The organism is Paraburkholderia caribensis (genome assembly GCF_002902945.1).
GTDB lineage: Bacteria > Pseudomonadota > Gammaproteobacteria > Burkholderiales > Burkholderiaceae > Paraburkholderia > Paraburkholderia caribensis.
The window spans coordinates 3,027,138-3,044,668 of the sequence record NZ_CP026101.1; the positions used below are offsets into that span (position 1 = coordinate 3,027,138).

Genomic DNA, 17,531 nt, shown 5'->3' on the forward strand with positions numbered 1-17,531 from the left:
GGATCTCCAGGTGCGCGCGATAGTCGTTGTCGTGGTGATTGGCGTGGGACGCCCGGTCCTTTCATTTTGCCGGTTCGATGCGCGCACAACCGATCCGGCGTGGTTGTTCAATATGTACCGGAAAAATTAAGTCTGCACGAGGGGGAGAAGTGCCAGGGGTTTGGTTTGGTTTGGTTTGGTTTGGTTTGGTTTGGTTTGGTTTGGTTTGGTTTGGTTTGGTTTGGTTTGGTTTGGTTTGGTTTGGTTTGGTTTTGCCTTTTGCTTTCGCTGGCATCCGCGATGCGTTAGCTCGCTTCACGCGTCGCCCCTGTGCGGGGCGGCACCTACTTTTCTTTGCCGCCGCAAAGAAAAGTAGGCAAAAGAAAGCGGCTCACACCGCCAGCACCTGTTCTTACCCACGGGCCCCCAACGTCCCCATCCTCCAAACGGCAGCGCCCCGGCAACTGCCCGTTGCCAACGCTTCGAACAGCCGCCTCACCCGGTTCGAATACCCGTACTCGGGCCGACGGCAGCGAATGGTTTGCGCCGCCCAGGTGGCAAACTGTGTGTAGGTTGTCGCGTCGTATAGGGTAGCGCTCTTACAGGGTGGAACGCATGCGCTATCGGTCTGGAGTGAAGCATGTGGAGCACCACGGGCCGACACATAGTTTGCCACCTGGGCGGCGGAGGACTGTCTGGCGCGGCGTGTTGTGACGCGGGAGTGTGAAGCGGGTGAGGCGCAGGGAGAGAGCGTTGGCAACGCAGGTGAACAGGTGCGTTGCCGTGCGAAGGGCGGGGCCGTTGGGGGCCCGTGGGTAAGAACACGGGCTGGCGGTGTGAGCCGCTTTCTTTTGCCTACTTTTCTTTGCGGCGGCAAAGAAAAGTAGGTGCCGCCCCGCACAGGGGCGACGCCTGAAGCTAGATAACGTCACGCGGATGCCAGCGAAAAGGCAAACGGCGGATGCCAGCGAAAGCAAAGGCAAACCACGGATGCCAGCGCAAAGACCAAAACACCAAACGGCGACGCGTGAAGCACGCTAACAAGTCGCGGATCCCAGCGAAATCACTAGCAAACCACCCAGCGTCGCAGACAGACCAAAAACCAAAACCAAAACCAAACCGCGCCGCCAAGGCGCCTACTGCTTGATCCCTTCAGCCTGAATATGCAGCACCGTCTTCATGCTAAATCCATATTTAGTACCAAAATCCATCCCATAGTCCGCGCGATTGAACTCCCCCGTCGCCTCGACACCGCACACCTCGCGCTTCAGCACAGGATGCTGAATACATTTGAACGATTCGATCTTCAGATTCAGCGGCTTCGTGACACCCTTCAGTGTGAACTGACCATCAACCCCAACAGGCGTGTCGCCATCAAACTTGATCGCCGTCCCTTTGAAAGTCGCCGTCGGATACTTCGCCACATCGAAAAAATCGCCCGACCGCAGATGCTCGTCAAGCTTCGTATTCCCCGTCTGGATCGAAGACGTATCCACCGTGACATCCACCGTGCCCGTCTTCGCAGCACGATCGAGCGTCACCGTGCCCGAACTTTTCGTGAACTTGCCACGCCACGTCGACACCCCACCCATGTGGTCGGACTCAAAGCTCGGATAGGTGTGCGTCGGATCGAGCTGATAAGTATCGGCAGCAAACGCGCCTGCCGCCACCGACGACGCCAGCGCGCCAGCCATAACCAAGAGCATCGTTTTCAATTCATTCTCCTTTCTGTCTGCATGCTACGGTTCACTTGCCTGCCGCGACGATGTGAAACTTGATCGTCACGTCGTCTGCGACCACTGACGTGTCCTTCCATTCGCCCGTGCCGATGTCGAACTGCGACCGCTTGACGGTCACCGCGCCGTCATACACCTGCGCAGCGCCCTGCTTCGTCACCGTGACAGGCACGACGACCGTCTGCGACTTGCCCTTCATCGTCAGCTTGCCCGTCACCTTGAACTGGTTGCTGCCCGCGGGCGCAATCGCGCTCGAGACAAAAGTGGCCGTCGGGAAGGTTTTCGAATCGAACCACTCCTTGCCGCGCACCTGCTCGTTATAACTTTCGTCGCCGAGATCGTAGCTCGATGTGTCGACCGTGACTTGCGCGCTGCCAGCCGCCGGTTTCGACGGATCGAACGCGATCTGCGCCGTGAACTTGTTGAACTTGCCTTCGACAGGCACGTTCATCTGCTTCGAGATCGCCGTGACCGTGCTTTTGCCCATGTCGACCTGCGCGAACGCGCCGCCCGACGCGCCCAGCGACGCCGCCGCAAATGCGGCGAGCATGTAGCGGTAGAACGAGACCTTCATGTTTGTCCTTATTTGAGGAAAGGGATCATGCGCGACAACAGGCCGTCGCGATCGAGAATCTGATGCTTGAGCGCCGCCAGCACATGCAGAACGACCAGCACGAGCAGCGTGTAGTTGAGCGTGATGTGAACGGACTTCAACACTTCCTTCAGATGCGGATCGGGCGCGATCAGGCGCGGCAGCGGCACGAGCCCGAGATAGACGACGGGCACGTTCGCCGCGGAGCTGTACAGATAGCCCGACACAGGAATCACGACCATCAGCACGTACAGCAGGAAGTGCGTGAGATGCGCAATGCCGCGCTGCCATTTGGGCATGTGCGAGGGCATCGGCGGGGTGGCATGCGTCGCGCGCCACAGAATGCGGATGATGACCAGCGCGAACACGGTCACGCCGATCCATTTGTGCCACGAAAAGTATTTGAGCTTGGTCGGCGTGAAACCGGGAATGTCCGTCATCACCCAGCCGAGGGCGAATCCGCAGACGATCAGCAGCGCGATCAGCCAGTGCAGCGCGATGGCCGTCGACGTATATGACGAACCGCGCGCGGAGAACGAATGAAACGAAGAGGTATGTGCCATGACGGATCCGACGCCAACATGAAAGTTAAACGACCCGGGCGATGCCATTATTCCGCTCGCGTCCAGCATCGGCGCCAACGGTCTGCGCGGCGCTCATCGTACCGCAAGCGGCGGTAACTGGCTGACACCATTGCGCGCGGTGCGGAACTTGCTACCCCCGCTTTTACCGATGCGTGCCGCATCTGTCGGACAAAGCCTACAACCAGCCGCCGAACGCCGCACACGCTGTGATCGCCGCGAGCACCCACCTGTAAGGCCTCACTGCGATGAGCTTTGATACTATTGCCCCTGGCCGTGACATGCGAGTCACTTGCGCGGCAACAATCTGTAAGACATCGACCGCAACCGCGACAACAACATCGCCTCCCGATTGCCTGCATGGAACATGACCACCTGATTGCCTGTCACGAATGCGACGCGCTGTTCCAGAAGCCGCGCCTTGGACGCGGGCGGATTGCGCGCTGCCAGCGGTGCGGCGCGATGCTGTACTGGAGTGCATCGGGCCGGCTGGACGGCATCACGGCGATGACGGTCGCCGCGCTGATCACCTTCCTGATCGCACAGGGCTTCCCCATCGTCGAACTGGAGACCAACGGCATCACGTCGCAGACGAGTCTGCTCGGCGCCATCGTCGCGCTGTGGGACGAAAACATGCAGATCGTCGCGATCATGGTGTTCTGCTCGACCACGCTGTTTCCCCTCACCGAACTGCTCGCACTACTCTATCTGCTGCTGCCGATCCGCGCGGGCTATGTGCCGCCGCTTTTCAACCAGGTGCTGCGCGCGATTCAGTTCGTGCGCCCGTGGGGCATGATAGAAGTGTTCATGCTCGGCGTGCTGGTGACCATCGTGAAGATGGTGAGCCTCGCGCGGGTGATTCCGGAAGCCGCGATGTTCGCGTTCGGCGCGCTCACACTGATGTTCGTCGTGGTCGTCACGTTCGACCCGCGCACGCTGTGGGACGTTGCCGAAAGTCTCGGCGTGTTGCAGGCGCGGCGTGAACGCCACGCACGCGAGGACGCGGCGCGCAACGACACGGATGGCGGCAATCCCGACGATCGCAACGATCGTGCGGCAGGCGCACCCGATGTCGATGATTCGCCCGCACCGCACCGGGGATGACGGGCCGATGAAATACATCACGGCCTCGCGCGCCGGTCTGGTCGCCTGTCACGCGTGCTCGCGCGTGCAGCCCCGCGCGCGCGTCAAGGATCAACGCTGCACGCGCTGTGGGGCGATCCTGCACCGTCGCAACCCCGACAGCCTGATGCGCACCTGGGCGCTGCTGATCGCCGCCGCCGTGCTCTACATTCCCGCGAACCTGCTGCCCGTGATGCACACGGCCTCGCTGCTGGGCGCGGAGGACGACACGATCATGAGCGGCGTCGTCTACTTCTGGACCTCGGGCGACTGGCCGCTGGCGATCATCGTGTTCGTCGCGAGCATTCTCGTGCCGATGCTCAAGCTCACGGTGCTCGCGCTGCTGACCATCACCGCGCAACGCCACTCGCGCTGGCGGCCGCTCGAACGCACCAAGCTCTACCGGATCGTCGAGCGCATCGGGCGCTGGTCGATGCTCGATATCTTCGTCATCACGCTGACAGTCGCGCTGGTGCGCTTCAAGTCGCTCGCCGTCATCACGGCCGGACCGGGCGCGCTCGCGTTCGGCTCGGTCGTGATTCTGACGATGATCGCCTCGATGCAATTCGATCCACGCCTGATCTGGGACGACGTGGACAACGACCATGGCGACGCCGCCGCAAACAAGCCGAAAAGCCGTAAAACCTCAGGACCCGAAACATGAATAGCCCTCAAGCGCCGACGCCACCTTCCGGCCCGCCGAAGAACGACCCCGTGCCCGAGCCCGAGATCGTCACGAAACGGGGTTGGCTGCCTTCGCTCGTCTGGGTGATTCCGCTGATCGCGGCGCTGATCGGCGTCGGGCTGGTCGTGAAGTCGGTGCTCGAAAAAGGACCGACCATCAACATCAGCTTCATCAGCGCGGAAGGACTCGAGCCCGGCAAGACGAAGGTCAAGTACAAGGACGTCGACATCGGCTTCGTGAAGACCATCAAGCTCGCGAAGAATCACTCGCGCGTGAACGTGGAAGTGCAGTTGACGAAGGAAGCCGAAGACTTCGCGGTGAAGGACAGCCGCTTCTGGGTCGTGCGCCCGCGTATCGGCGCGAGCGGCGTGTCGGGGCTCGGCACGCTGCTGTCGGGCGCGTACATCGGCGTGGACGGCGGACGCTCGACGGAAACGCAGACGCAGTTCGTCGGCCTCGAATCGCCGCCCGCCGTCACCGTCGACCAGAAGGGTCATCAGTTCACGCTGCGCGGCGAATCGCTCGGCTCGATCGATATCGGCTCGCCCGTGTTCTACCGGCGCGTGCAGGTCGGCCAGGTGACGGGTTTCTCGCTCGACAAGGACGGCACGGGCGTCACCGTGCAGGTATTCGTCAGCGCGCCGTTCGACCAGTATGTCGGCTCGAACTCGCGCTGGTGGCATGCGAGCGGCGTCGACGTGCGGCTCGATTCGGGCGGCTTCAAGCTGAACACGCAGTCGCTGGCCACGGTGATCGTCGGCGGGCTGGCGTTCCAGTCGCCGCCCGGCCAGGCGGTCGGCGTGCAGGCGCCGAACAACATGACGTTCCGCCTCGGCTCCGACGAAGCCGACGCGATGCGCGAGCCCGACGGCGAGCCGGTGCGCGTCGTGATGAACTTCAACCAGTCGCTGCGCGGGCTGTCCGTCGGCGCGCCTGTCGATTTCCGCGGCATCGTGCTCGGCCAGGTGACGAACATCGGCGTCGAATACGATCCGCAGACGAAGAACTTCAACATGCCCGTCACGATGGATCTCTATCCTGACCGCCTGCGCCGCCGCTCGCGCGGCCAGCCCGTGCCCGAATCCGGCACGGACGCCAGCCAGAAAATGCTGCTCGCGCTCGTCAATCACGGCCTGCGCGGCCAGTTGCGCACGGGCAACCTGCTGACGGGCCAGTTGTACGTGGCGATCGACCTGTTCCCCAAGGCGCCCAAGGCAACCGTGGATATCACGCGCGACCCGATCGAACTGCCGACGATCCCGAACTCGCTCGACGAACTGCAACTGCAGATCGCCGATATCGCGAAGAAACTCGATCAGGTGCCGTTCGACCAGATCGGCAACAACCTGAACGCCGCCCTGAAGAACGCCGACCACCTGTTCACGCAACTCGACAAGGAAGTGCTGCCGCAGACGCGCGACGCGCTCACCGCTGCGAAGCAGACGTTCAGCTCGGCGGAGGCGACGCTGCAGCAGGACTCGCCGCTGCAATCCGACGTACATCAGGCGCTGCAGGAACTGACGCGCACGCTGCAGTCGCTCAATGCGCTATCGGACTATCTCGAACGCCATCCCGAATCGTTGCTGCGCGGTAAATCAGGAGACAAGCCATGACGTTTGCACGCGTCCCCCGAACGATGCGCGCCGCCGCGCTTTCTGCCCTGCTTGCCGCGCTCGCCGCGTGTTCGTCGCCGGCCAGCCATTTCTACACGCTCTCCGCGAGCGGCCCGTCGCCGGATGCCGTGCGCACCGCGAGCAACCCGGCGTTTCTGATCGAAGTGCCGCCCGTCGACGTGCCGCCGCAAGTGGCGAAAAACCAGTTTGTCGTGCAGACCGGGCCGACCCAGGTGCAGGTGCTCGAACAGGAGCGCTGGGCGTCGCTGCCGGGCGACGAGATCCGCCGCGCGTTGTCCAGTTCGCTGACGCAGCAGCTGGGCACGATCGACGTGTACGGCTCGCCGTATCCGGACCGCGTGCCCGTCTATCGCATCAGCGTGAACGTGCAGCGCTTCGAGTCGTGGCCCGGCTCGCGCGCGCAGATAGATGCCGTGTGGAGCGTGCGCGCCGTGCGCACGCAGGCCGTGCTGACCTGCCGCAGCGTGGTCAGCGAGCCGGTTTCGGGCGGCTACGATGCGCTTGCAGAAGGACATCGGCGCGCGGTCCAGCAGATTGCGACAGAAATCGCCGCCGCTGTGCGCAACCTCGCGTCGGCACCGGCGCGCGGCGCGACTGTGGCGTGTCCGGCCTCGACCTCCGGGCCGTCCGCTGCCCCGTCAACCGCGCCGTCAGCCTCGAATACGGCAACGAAGGGCTGACGGGCGCGGGCCGCGCGGGTAGCGCATCGCGCCCGCGCGCGATACTCGCCGCAAGGCACGGCAAGGCGACCGCGTACAATGTCGCCTTAATCCACGCCTTACGGCAATCTCCATGTCCTTCGAATTTTTCATCCCCTGCCCGCGCGGCCTCGAAGCCGCGCTCGCCGCCGAACTCGCCGAGATCGCCGCACGTCATCTGGGCGGCGCGCCGTTCGCGGCGGGCGCACAGGTGCCCGGCGGCGTGCACTTCAAGGGCGGCTGGGCAGCCGGCATGGCCGCCAATCTGCATTCGCGGATCGCGAGCCGTGTGCTGCTGAAGATCGCGCATCGTCCGTATCGCAACGAACAGGACATTTACGGCCTCGCGCTCGAGCAGCGCTGGGAGCAGTGGTTCTCGGCGAACGAGACGCTGCGCGTCGACGTCACCGCGATCAAGTCGCCGCTGCGCAGCCTCGAATTCGCGACGCTGCGCGTGAAGGACGCCATCTGCGACCGTCTGCGCGACAAGACGGGCGCGCGTCCGAGCATCGACACAGGCGCGCCCGACGTGCGCGTGTTCGCGTTCCTGACGGCCACCGACTGCACGCTCTACCTCGACACTTCCGGCGAACCGCTCTTCAAGCGCGGCTGGCGACTGGACAAGGGCGCGGCGCCGCTGCGCGAGAACCTCGCGGCGGGCATCCTGCGCCTGACGGGCTGGACGCCCGGCACGCCGCTGTATGACCCGATGTGCGGCAGCGGCACGTTCCTCGCGGAAGCGGCACAAGTCGCGCTGAGCATTGCGCCGGGCGTCGAGCGGCGCTTCGGCTTCGAGAAATTCAAGCAGTACGACGTGTCGGCATGGCAGACGCTGAAAGTCGCCGCGCAGGAGGCGAAGCGCGCGGCGCGTGCTGGCCGTGGCGATCTGCTGATCTTCGGCAGCGATATTTCCGACAATATGCTCGAGAAGGCGCGAGCCAACTTCGAACGCGCTGGTTTCCCGGCGCTGCCGTTGAAGCAGCTCGATGCGCGCAACATGATGCCGCCTTCGAGCGAAGCGGGCATTCTCGTTGCGAATCCGCCTTACGGCGAGCGGATCGAGGTGCGCGGGCGCGGTCCGCGCGGCGAGATTCGCAACACCGGCCGCGAAGAAGGCGGCTTTCGCCGTGCGGAGAGCGAAGCGGCGCCCGACATGACGGAGTTCTTCCAGTCGTTTGGCGATGCGCTGAAGAAGCGCTTTACCGGGTGGCACGCGTTCGTGCTGACGTCGGACCGGAAGCTGCCGGGGCAATTGCGGTTGCGGGAATCGGCGAAGACGCCGCTGTTCAACGGCGCGCTCGAATGCCGGCTGTTCCGCTTTGATCTGATTGCGGGCAGCGTCAGGCAAAGGCCGGCGGCGGATGGGCCGAAGGAATAAGCGGCGAGTTCTTCGATTGCCGGTTGCAAGAAAAGCGGGCTTGATGCCCGCTTTTTTGTTGTCTGTGTTTCTGATGCCCTCCGCAACGCTACTGACAGAACGCTGTCAGTAGCCCGCCCGCACACTTCTCCTACGCCATCCGGCGATATGCGGCACACCGCCAACAACAGGAGAACGTCATGTCAGCATCAATCAATCGCGCTATCGCCTGGTTCGAGATTCCTTCCGTCGATTTCGAACGCGCCGTGCGCTTCTACGAGGCCGCGCTCGATACGACACTACGCCGCGAGGATTTCGGCATGCCGATGGCCGTCTTCAGTTATGACGAGCCGTCGACGGGCGGCTGCATCGTGCAGAGCCCGACGCTCGAACCATCGCAAACCGGTTCGCTCGTGTATCTGAACGCGCGTCCGACCGTCGACGCGACGCTCGAGCGCGTGAAGCGCGCGGGCGGCAAGGTCGAGGGCCCCGCCGTGCAGTTGCCGCACGAAATCGGCTGGATTGGCTTTTTCACCGACACCGAAGGCAACCGCATCGGCCTGCATTCGAAGACCAACGCGTGAAGTGACGCGCAACGCGGCGGGAGCGAGTCGTGCGGCGCTATTATCGCGGGAGATTCCCCGTCTATTTCCGGGAGACCCCCACGATGACGCGTCGCGCCGACCGCCTGTTCCAGATCGCCGAACTGCTGCGCGGCCGGCGGCTCACGACCGCGCAGCAGCTGGCCGATTGGCTGCATGTGTCGCTGCGCACCGTTTATCGCGATGTGCAGGATTTGCAGCTGTCGGGCGTGCCGATCGAAGGGGAACCGGGCATTGGTTATCGCTTGAGCCGCAGCGCGAGTTTGCCGCCGCTCACGTTCACCGCTGAAGAGCTGATGGCGCTCGCTGCCGGCGCGCGGATGCTTGAGTCATGGGGTGGCGAGAGTATGGCGGCGGGTGCGCGCGGCGCGCTGGCGAAGATCGCTTCGGCCATGCCCGCTGACAAGCGGGCCACTATAGACAGGCTGGCGTTCTTTGCGCCGTCGTTTCATGTTGATGGGAGTGTGTCGGTGATTGTCGATACGCTGCATCGCGCGATTGACTCGCGGCGTGTTGTTAGCTTTGCGTATCAGGACAAGCATGGCGCCGCGACACAGCGGCGGGTGTGGCCGCTTGCACTCGCCTATTGGGGAGCCAGGTTTACGCTCGGCGCTTGGTGCGAGTTGCGGGAGGATTTTCGACACTTCGCGCTGGCGAATATTGGACAGCTGGACGTGCTGGAGCCGTTTCCCGATGTCGAGGGGAGGAGGTTGGCGGATTTTATGCGGAGTATTGGGGTGAAGGCCCGGTGAGCGCCTGGGCGGCGCGGGCGGTTTGGGTTTGGGTTTGGGTTTGGGTTTGGTTTGGTTCTGCGCTCGCATCCGCGTTATGGCTTTGCGCTGGCATCCGCGATGCGCTAGCTCGCTTCACGCGTCGCCCCTGTGCGGGGCGGCACCTACTTTTCTTTGCCGCCGCAAAGAAAAGTAGGCAAAAGAAAGCGGCTCACACCGCCAATTCTTGACGTTTGTCCACGGGCCCTCAACGTCCCCACCCTTCACACGCCAGCGCCCCAGTTGCTGCCCATTGCCAACGCTCCGAATCAACGCCTCACCCGCTTCAAATACCCGTAGCCGGGCAAGCGGCAGCGAATCGTATATGCCGCCCAGGTGGCAAACTGTGTGTAGGTTGTCGCGTCGTATAGGGTAGCGCTCCTACCGGGTGGGACGCGCGCGCTATCGGTTCGAAGTGAGGCGTGCGAGGCACTACGGCCTACACACAGTTTGCCACCTGGGCGGCGGTGGACTGTCTGGCGCGGCGTGCTGAAGCGCAGGTGCGTGAAGCGGGTGAGGCGCTCATTCAGAGCGCTGGCAACGGATGTGGGTCACGTGGTTGCCGTGTGAAGCGTAAGAACCTTTGGGGGCCCTCAGGCAAGAATTAGCGCTGGCGGTGTGAGCCGCTTTCTTTTGCCTACTTTTCTTTGCGGCGGCAAAGAAAAGTAGGTGCCGCCCCGCACAGGGGCGACGCCTGAAGCAAGCTAACAATTCGCGGATGCCAGCGCAAAGCAAAAGCAAACCGCGGTTCCTAGCGCAAAAGCAAAAAAACCGCCCGCGCCGCGAAGGCGCAAAAAAAAACCAAAGCGCCTCCGCGTCACTCCAACCTCAATCGACAGACTTGACCATATCCTCAATCACCTTCTTGGCATCGCCAAACACCATCATGGTCTTATCCATATAGAAGAGATCATTATCGAGCCCCGCATACCCCGCCGCCATCGAGCGTTTATTCACGATAACAGTCCGGGCCTTATAGGCCTCAATAATCGGCATACCCGCAATCGGCGACTTGGGATCGGTCTTGGCAGCAGGATTAACAACGTCATTCGCACCAAGCACAAGCACCACATCGACCTGGCCGAACTCGCCATTGATGTCCTCCATTTCATGGACAATCTCATACGGCACTTCAGCTTCCGCCAGCAGCACGTTCATATGCCCAGGCATACGCCCAGCAACAGGGTGAATCGCATACTTCACATCCACGCCCTTTTCGATCAATAGATCGGTCAGCTCCTTCAGCGCATGTTGAGCGCGCGCAACGGCCAGCCCATAACCCGGCACGATCACAACGGTTTCGGCATTGCCGAGCATGAACGACGCATCTTCCGCCGACCCCGACTTGACAGGCCGCTGTTCCGCCGACCCGCCCGCCGTCGCCGCGCCGGCCTCACCGCCGAAGCCGCCCAGAATCACATTGAAGAACGAGCGGTTCATCGCCTTGCACATGATGTACGACAGAATCGCACCCGACGAACCCACCAGCGACCCGGCAATGATCAGCATCGCGTTGTTCAGCGAAAAGCCGATGCCCGCCGCCGCCCAGCCGGAGTACGAGTTCAGCATCGACACGACCACGGGCATGTCCGCGCCGCCAATCGGGATGATGATCAGCACACCCAGCGCAAACGCGATCAACGTCATGATGATGAACGGCAGCCACGCTTGCGTGAGGAAGAAGATCACGCCGAAGCCGATCATCGCGAGCGCGAGCAGCAGGTTGATCAGATGCTGGCCCGCATAGACGACAGGCGCGCCCTGGAACAGCCGGAACTTGTACTTGCCCGACAGCTTGCCGAACGCGATCACCGAACCGCTAAACGTAATCGCGCCAACGAAGGTGCCGATAAACAGTTCGATCCGGTTGCCATACGGCAGGAAGCCCGGGATGCCTTCCTCGGCGCCGAGGCCGAACGCAGCCGGCTCCGACACCACGGCATAGGCAATACACACAGCCGCCATACCGATCAGCGAGTGCATCGCCGCGACGAGTTCAGGCATCTTCGTCATCTCGACGCGCGCGGCGACGAATGCGCCAATCGCGCCGCCGACCACCAGCGCGACGAACACCAGCGACAGCCCAAGCGCGAGGTTCGAGCCAAGGAGCGCAGCCTGCTTCGAGATCAACGCGACAGTCGTCAGAATGGCGATCGCCATGCCGACCATGCCGAACACGTTGCCCGTTCGCGCCGTCTTCGGATTGGACAGCCCTTTGAGCGCCTGGATGAAGCAGACGGAGGCGATCAGATAAAGGAGCGTAACGACGTTGAGGCTCATTTACGCACCCTCCTTCGAACCGCCAGGAGCCGCGATCTTCTTCGGCTCCTTCTTCTTGAACATCTCCAGCATTCGCCTCGTGACGAGGAACCCGCCGAACACGTTCACCGCCGCAAGCGCCACGGCAATCGTGCCGAAGAACTTGCCCGTGCCGCCGACCGTGAGGCCCGCCGCGAGCATCGCGCCGACAATCACAATGGCCGAAATCGCGTTGGTCACGGCCATCAGCGGCGTATGCAGCGCCGGCGTCACGTTCCAGACGACGTGGTAGCCGACGTAGATCGCCAGCACGAAAATGATCAGGTTGATCACGGTATGGTTGATGACTTCCATCACCAGTCTCCTATTTCTTACGCCTTGCGCGTGACTTCGCCGTCGCGCGCCACCAGCGTGGCCGCGACGATGTCGTCCGCGAGATCGATATTGAGCGTGCCTTCCTTCGTGACGATCAGCTTCATGAAGTCGAGCAGATTGCGTGCGTACAGTGCCGAGGCGTCCGACGCGACCATCGACGCGAGATTCGTGTACCCCGCGATCGTCACGCCATGTTTGACGACGACCTTGTCGGCCTCCGTCAGCGGACAGTTGCCGCCGCGCTGCCCTTCATACTCGGGGCCGCGTCCCGCTGCGAGGTCGACGAGCACCGTGCCCGGTTTCATCGCCTGCACGGTTTCGACGGAGATCAGGGTCGGCGCGGCACGGCCGGGAATCAGCGCGGTGGAGATCACGATGTCGGCCTGCTTCGCCCGTTCGTGAACCAGCGCGGACTGGCGCGCAAGCCACGATGGCGGCATCGGCCGCGCGTAACCGCCGACGCCTTCGGCCGCTTCGCGTTCCTCATCGGTTTCGTAAGGCACGTCGAGGAATTTGCCGCCAAGCGACTCGATCTGCTCCTTCACGGCAGGACGCACGTCCGACGCTTCAATCACGGCGCCAAGGCGCTTCGCAGTCGCGATCGCCTGCAAGCCGGCTACGCCCGCGCCAAGAATCAGCACGCGCGCCGCTTTCACGGTGCCCGCCGCGGTCATCAGCATCGGCATGAAGCGCGGGTAAAGATCGGCGGCGAGCAACACCGCTTTGTAGCCCGCAATGTTGGCTTGAGACGACAGTACGTCGAGGCTTTGCGCACGTGTCGTACGCGGCGCGGCTTCGAGCGCGAACGCAGTTATTCCTGCGGCTGCAAGCTTTGATGCGTTCTCGACATTAAACGGCTCCAGCATGCCGACCAGCACCGCGCCTCGTTTAAGAAGCGGGAGTTCTGAATCGGTGGGGCTTTGAACCTTGAGAACGATGTCTGCGCCGAATGCGACTGGCGCATCGACGAGTTCTGCGCCCGCAGCTGCGTACGCGTCGTCCAGATAGCTCGCGGCCGTTCCTGCGCCGCTCTGTACGGTAACCCTGTGGCCCTGCGACACGTACTTCTTGACCGTCTCGGGCGTCGCGGCGACGCGTGTTTCGTACGGCCGCGTCTCGGCTGGCACTCCGATGTGCATCGTGAATCCTCCTCGACCATCCTGTTATGAAAATCTGGAATCGCCGACGAAGGGCAACGCCGGCAATGCAAAAGGCAAGTGCAACGGCTACGCACGGCTGGGGCTTCAGCCACGATGTCCACTTTAACCGAAGTCCAGGGGCGGATCGAAATTGGTAACGATCCCGGTATTCAGGAACACGATCCTTGTGTCTTTCCGTGCCTTTTGCATCGTTATGTGCTAGGCGGAGAGCCGCCGATCTTCGCGGGCACCGGCAAGCCCGGGCCATAAACGGTAAAATGGCGTCCCATGAAACCGGAAACCTGGGCTCCGCATGTCACGGTCGCGGCCGTCGTCGAACGCGATGGGCGTTTCCTGCTGGTCGAAGAACATACGCCCGCCGGGCTGCGGCTGAACCAGCCCGCCGGACATCTGGAAGCGGGCGAGACGTTGACGCAAGCCGTCGTCCGCGAAACGCTCGAAGAGACGGCGCAGTCATTCGTTCCCGCGGCGCTGGTCGGCGTCTACATGACGCATTTCAGCCGGCCCGACACCGTCGACGGCCCGCAGGATGGCGTCACGTATCTGCGCTTCACGTATTGCGGCTCGACGCACGGCGAACCTCCCGAGGCCCGCGCGCTCGATCCCGATATCGTCCGCACCGTCTGGATGAGCGCGGACGAATTGCGCGCATGCCCCGAGCGGCATCGCACGCCGCTCGTGATGCAATGTATCGACGATTACCTCGCAGGCCGGCGTTTCCCGCTCGACTTCGTGCAAACGCATTCGGTCGGGCCCTCCCGATAGAACGCGTGCTTCGGCACACAAGAGCAGTCAGGCAGATTCACATGAGCAAACAGAAAGTGGTGGTAGGCATGTCGGGCGGCGTCGATTCGTCCGTGACGGCATGGCTGCTAAAGGAACAGGGTTACGACGTGGTCGGCCTGTTCATGAAGAACTGGGAAGACGACGACGACAGCGAATACTGTTCGACGCGTCAGGACTGGATCGACGTCGTGTCGGTCGCGGACCTGATCGGCATCGACGTCGAAGCGGTGAACTTCGCGGCCGAATACAAGGACCGCGTATTCGCCGAATTCCTGCGCGAGTATTCGGCCGGCCGCACGCCGAACCCGGACGTGCTGTGCAATGCAGAGATCAAGTTCAAGGCCTTCCTCGATCACGCGATGTCGCTCGGCGCGGAGACCATCGCGACGGGCCACTACGCGCGCGTGCGGGAGATCGACGGGCGTTTCGAGCTGCTCAAGGCGTTCGACCACACGAAGGACCAGTCGTACTTCCTGCATCGCCTGAATCAGGCGCAGCTGTCGAAGACGCTGTTTCCGCTCGGCGAAATCCCCAAAACCAAAGTGCGCGAAATCGCCGAACAGATCGGCCTGCCGAACGCGAAGAAGAAAGACTCGACGGGCATCTGCTTTATCGGCGAACGGCCCTTCCGCGACTTCCTGAACCGCTATCTGCCCACCAAACCCGGCCCGATGAAAACCACCGAGGGCAAGACGGTCGGCGAGCACATCGGCCTCGCGTTTTATACGTTCGGGCAGCGCAAGGGCATCGGCCTTGGCGGCAGCAAGGAAGGCAGTGGCGAGCCGTGGTTCGTCGCGGGCAAGGACATCGCGTCGAACACGCTGTATGTCGCGCAGGGCCACGATCACCCGTGGCTGCTGAGCCATACGCTGACGGCGGGCAATACGAGCTGGGTCGCGGGCCACGCGCCCGAGGAAGGCCACGCGTGCGCGGCGAAGACGCGTTATCGCCAGGCCGATGCGGCATGCACGTTCGGCGCTGCCGATGGCGCCGACCCGAACGCGCTCTTTTCCCTTCATTTCGCCGACGCTCAGTGGGCTGTCACGCCGGGGCAATCGGCCGTGCTCTACGATGGCGACGTGTGCCTTGGCGGCGGCATCATCGAGCACGCGGCCACCGCGCAGCCGGTCGTCCGCCAGCCTCAGAAAGCGGCGCTGCTGACGGCACGCTGAGCCTTGCCAGGAAAGGCTCGCGGACACGTTCCGCAAGCCTTTCCCGCCGACATCGCTGCACCGATTCCCGCTTCGTTGTATCTTCCGGGCGACGGTTGTCCTGCCGCCCGCGTTTCAGCGCGCTGACGATTCGCTTCATGTTCCGTGGAACGCGCCGTTAACTGGGCAAGAACAACCCGCTGTACCGTTTCGCAGCGCGATCCATCCCCACGGACGTCCGCTGTTTTCACGAGAAGACGCCGACGCCCGCTGCGCCGGATGCTTCCGCTGCGATGAATTCACCGCAATGGAGTTGTCATGTTTTCTCGACGTTATCTGGCGATGTGGGGTGCCATCCTGCTGCTCGCGGCCTGCGCTGCGCTCGCGGCAACCGGTCACATCGCATGGCTGTGGGTCATCGTGCCTGTGCTGCTGGTCGTGCTCGGCGCTTACGATCTGACGCAGGAGCGCCACGCGATCCTGCGCAACTATCCGCTGTGGGGCCACTTCCGTTTCCTGTTCGAGTTCATCCGGCCGGAGATCCGCCAGTATTTCGTCGAAGACGACACGGAAGAAAAGCCCTTCTCGCGCGCGCAGCGCAGCATCGTTTATCAGCGCGCGAAGAACGAAGTGGACAGCCGGCCCTACGGCACCGAAATCGACGTGAAGGCGACGGGCCATGAATTCATCAGCCATTCGCTCGTGCCGACCAGGCTCGACGGCCACGACTTTCGCGTCGTCGTCGGGGCGAACCGCGCGCAGCCGTATTCGATGTCGATCTTCAACATCTCCGCGATGAGCTTCGGCTCGCTGTCCGCGAACGCGATTCTGGCGCTGAACCTCGGCGCGAAGAAAGGCAACTTCGCGCACGACACGGGAGAAGGCTCGATGTCGAAGTATCACCGCGAGCATGGCGGCGACATCATCTGGGAAATAGCGTCGGGCTACTTCGGCTGCCGCAACGACGACGGCACGTTCAACGCCGACAAGTTTGCGAAGCAGGCGAGCGAGCCGCAAGTGAAGATGATCGAGGTGAAGCTGTCGCAAGGCGCGAAGCCAGGTCACGGCGGCGTGCTGCCCGCCGCAAAGATCACACCGGAAATTTCCGAAACGCGCGGCGTGCCGATGGGCCGCGACTGCATCTCGCCCGCCACGCATTCGGAATTCTCGACACCGCGTGAGCTGCTCGAATTCGTCGAGCGTCTGCGCAACCTGTCGGGCGGCAAGCCGACGGGCTTCAAGCTGTGCATCGGGCATCCGTGGGAATTCTTCGGTATCGCCAAGGCGATGCTGGAAACGGGCATTTTGCCGGACTTTATCGTCGTGGACGGCGCGGAAGGCGGGACGGGCGCGGCGCCGCTCGAATTCACCGATCACATCGGCGTGCCGCTGCAAGAAGGGCTGCTGCTCGTGCACAACACGCTGGTCGGTATCGGGCTGCGCGACAAGATCCGCATTGGCGCGAGCGGCAAGATGATCACGGCTTTCGATATCGCGAAGACGCTGGCGATCGGCGCCGACTGGGTGAACGCGGCGCGCGGCTTCATGTTCGCGGTGGGGTGTATTCAGGCGCAGACGTGTCATACGGGCCGCTGCCCGACGGGTGTCGCGACGCAGGACCCGGTGCGCCAGCGCGCGCTGATCGTCACCGACAAATCGGACCGCGTGTTCAACTTCCATCACAACACGCTGCATGCGCTGCAGGAGATCATCCAGGCCGCGGGTTTGCGCCATCCGGCGGATCTGCGGGCGCATCATATCGTGCGGCGGGTGTCGTCGTATGAAGTGCGGCTGATGTCGGATTTGCTGAAGTATCTTGAACCGGGTGATCTGCTGGTTGGGCAGTATCGGTATACGTTGTATGAGAAATGGTGGCCCGTGGCGCGGAGTGATTCGTTTGCGCCGGAACTCGAGGTGGGTGTTGCGTGACGCTGGGGGTTTTGGCGGGCATCCGTGATGCGGTTCTGGTTTGCTAGTGTTGCTTGCCCCTGAGCGGGGCTTGCTTTTGGTCGTGTGCGATGCTGGGTTGTTTGCCCTGTGTTTT

17 protein-coding genes are annotated in these 17,531 nt (G+C 62.9%); 10 read left to right on the forward strand and 7 right to left on the reverse strand.

The genetic code is table 11. The features are described 5' to 3' along the window. Window positions 1–61 precede the first annotated feature (61 nt). From C2L66_RS13350 to C2L66_RS13365, 4 genes are all read right to left on the reverse strand, one after another. Complete coding sequence (locus C2L66_RS13350; RefSeq protein ID WP_082670309.1) at window positions 62–274, reverse strand: hypothetical protein; 213 nt, start codon at window positions 272–274, stop codon at window positions 62–64. A gap of 841 nt (window positions 275–1,115) precedes the next feature. Further along, window positions 1,116–1,685 carry a YceI family protein gene (locus C2L66_RS13355; protein WP_054928931.1) on the reverse strand — a complete coding sequence of 190 codons (570 nt, stop codon included), beginning with the start codon at window positions 1,683–1,685 and terminating at the stop codon, window positions 1,116–1,118. A gap of 40 nt (window positions 1,686–1,725) precedes the next feature. Continuing rightward, window positions 1,726–2,289 carry a YceI family protein gene (locus C2L66_RS13360; protein ID WP_060599698.1) on the reverse strand — a complete coding sequence of 188 codons (564 nt, stop codon included), beginning with the start codon at window positions 2,287–2,289 and terminating at the stop codon, window positions 1,726–1,728. Window positions 2,290–2,297: 8 nt separating this feature from the next. Continuing rightward, window positions 2,298–2,870: a cytochrome b gene (locus C2L66_RS13365; RefSeq protein WP_009770917.1), complete on the reverse strand. Its 573-nt coding sequence runs from the start codon at window positions 2,868–2,870 to the stop codon at window positions 2,298–2,300. Window positions 2,871–3,248: 378 nt separating this feature from the next. Between C2L66_RS13365 and C2L66_RS13370 the strand changes: the two genes are divergently transcribed. From C2L66_RS13370 to C2L66_RS13400, 7 genes are all read left to right on the forward strand, one after another. Continuing rightward, entirely contained in the window at window positions 3,249–3,992 is a 744-nt protein-coding gene (locus C2L66_RS13370; protein WP_054928933.1) for a paraquat-inducible protein A, read from the forward strand. 7 nt (window positions 3,993–3,999) lie between these two features. Next, entirely contained in the window at window positions 4,000–4,674 is a 675-nt protein-coding gene (locus tag C2L66_RS13375) for a paraquat-inducible protein A (RefSeq protein ID WP_054928934.1), read from the forward strand. Further along, on the forward strand, window positions 4,671–6,308 hold the full coding sequence (locus tag C2L66_RS13380) for a PqiB family protein (RefSeq protein WP_054928935.1): 1,638 nt from the start codon (window positions 4,671–4,673) through the stop codon (window positions 6,306–6,308). Before C2L66_RS13375 ends, C2L66_RS13380 begins: the two co-directional genes overlap by 4 nt. Beyond that, window positions 6,305–7,009 carry a PqiC family protein gene (locus C2L66_RS13385; protein ID WP_060599697.1) on the forward strand — a complete coding sequence of 235 codons (705 nt, stop codon included), beginning with the start codon at window positions 6,305–6,307 and terminating at the stop codon, window positions 7,007–7,009. Before C2L66_RS13380 ends, C2L66_RS13385 begins: the two co-directional genes overlap by 4 nt. Window positions 7,010–7,121: 112 nt before the next feature. After that, entirely contained in the window at window positions 7,122–8,405 is a 1,284-nt protein-coding gene (locus C2L66_RS13390; RefSeq protein WP_060599696.1) for a THUMP domain-containing class I SAM-dependent RNA methyltransferase, read from the forward strand. 179 nt (window positions 8,406–8,584) lie between these two features. Further along, complete coding sequence (locus C2L66_RS13395) at window positions 8,585–8,968, forward strand: VOC family protein (RefSeq protein WP_060599695.1); 384 nt, start codon at window positions 8,585–8,587, stop codon at window positions 8,966–8,968. 83 nt (window positions 8,969–9,051) lie between these two features. Further along, window positions 9,052–9,738, forward strand: coding sequence for a helix-turn-helix transcriptional regulator (locus C2L66_RS13400; RefSeq protein ID WP_054928939.1), 687 nt, complete (start codon window positions 9,052–9,054; stop codon window positions 9,736–9,738). Between the two features lie 846 nt (window positions 9,739–10,584). On the opposite strand, the gene C2L66_RS13405 is transcribed toward C2L66_RS13400, so the two are convergent. Genes C2L66_RS13405 through C2L66_RS13415 form a run of 3 tightly spaced genes read right to left on the reverse strand, consistent with a single transcriptional unit; the run spans window position 10,585 to window position 13,529 of the window. After that, window positions 10,585–12,036: an NAD(P)(+) transhydrogenase (Re/Si-specific) subunit beta gene (locus C2L66_RS13405; protein WP_054928940.1), complete on the reverse strand. Its 1,452-nt coding sequence runs from the start codon at window positions 12,034–12,036 to the stop codon at window positions 10,585–10,587. Continuing rightward, window positions 12,037–12,369: an NAD(P) transhydrogenase subunit alpha part 2 gene (locus C2L66_RS13410; RefSeq protein ID WP_054928941.1), complete on the reverse strand. Its 333-nt coding sequence runs from the start codon at window positions 12,367–12,369 to the stop codon at window positions 12,037–12,039. A gap of 17 nt (window positions 12,370–12,386) precedes the next feature. Then, window positions 12,387–13,529 carry a Re/Si-specific NAD(P)(+) transhydrogenase subunit alpha gene (locus C2L66_RS13415; protein ID WP_060599694.1) on the reverse strand — a complete coding sequence of 381 codons (1,143 nt, stop codon included), beginning with the start codon at window positions 13,527–13,529 and terminating at the stop codon, window positions 12,387–12,389. Window positions 13,530–13,817: 288 nt separating this feature from the next. On the opposite strand from C2L66_RS13415, the gene C2L66_RS13420 reads away from it, so the two are divergent. The 3 genes from C2L66_RS13420 to C2L66_RS13430 all read left to right on the forward strand — a co-directional run bounded on the left by C2L66_RS13420 (window position 13,818) and on the right by C2L66_RS13430 (window position 17,416). Next, window positions 13,818–14,315 (forward strand): NUDIX hydrolase, encoded by a 498-nt coding sequence (locus C2L66_RS13420; RefSeq protein WP_060599693.1) that lies wholly within the window; start codon window positions 13,818–13,820, stop codon window positions 14,313–14,315. Between the two features lie 41 nt (window positions 14,316–14,356). After that, window positions 14,357–15,508, forward strand: coding sequence for a tRNA 2-thiouridine(34) synthase MnmA (gene mnmA, locus C2L66_RS13425; protein WP_054928944.1), 1,152 nt, complete (start codon window positions 14,357–14,359; stop codon window positions 15,506–15,508). Between the two features lie 297 nt (window positions 15,509–15,805). Continuing rightward, a complete protein-coding gene (locus C2L66_RS13430; RefSeq protein ID WP_060599692.1) occupies window positions 15,806–17,416 on the forward strand; it encodes an FMN-binding glutamate synthase family protein in 1,611 nt (536 codons plus the stop codon). Window positions 17,417–17,531: the final 115 nt, after the last annotated feature.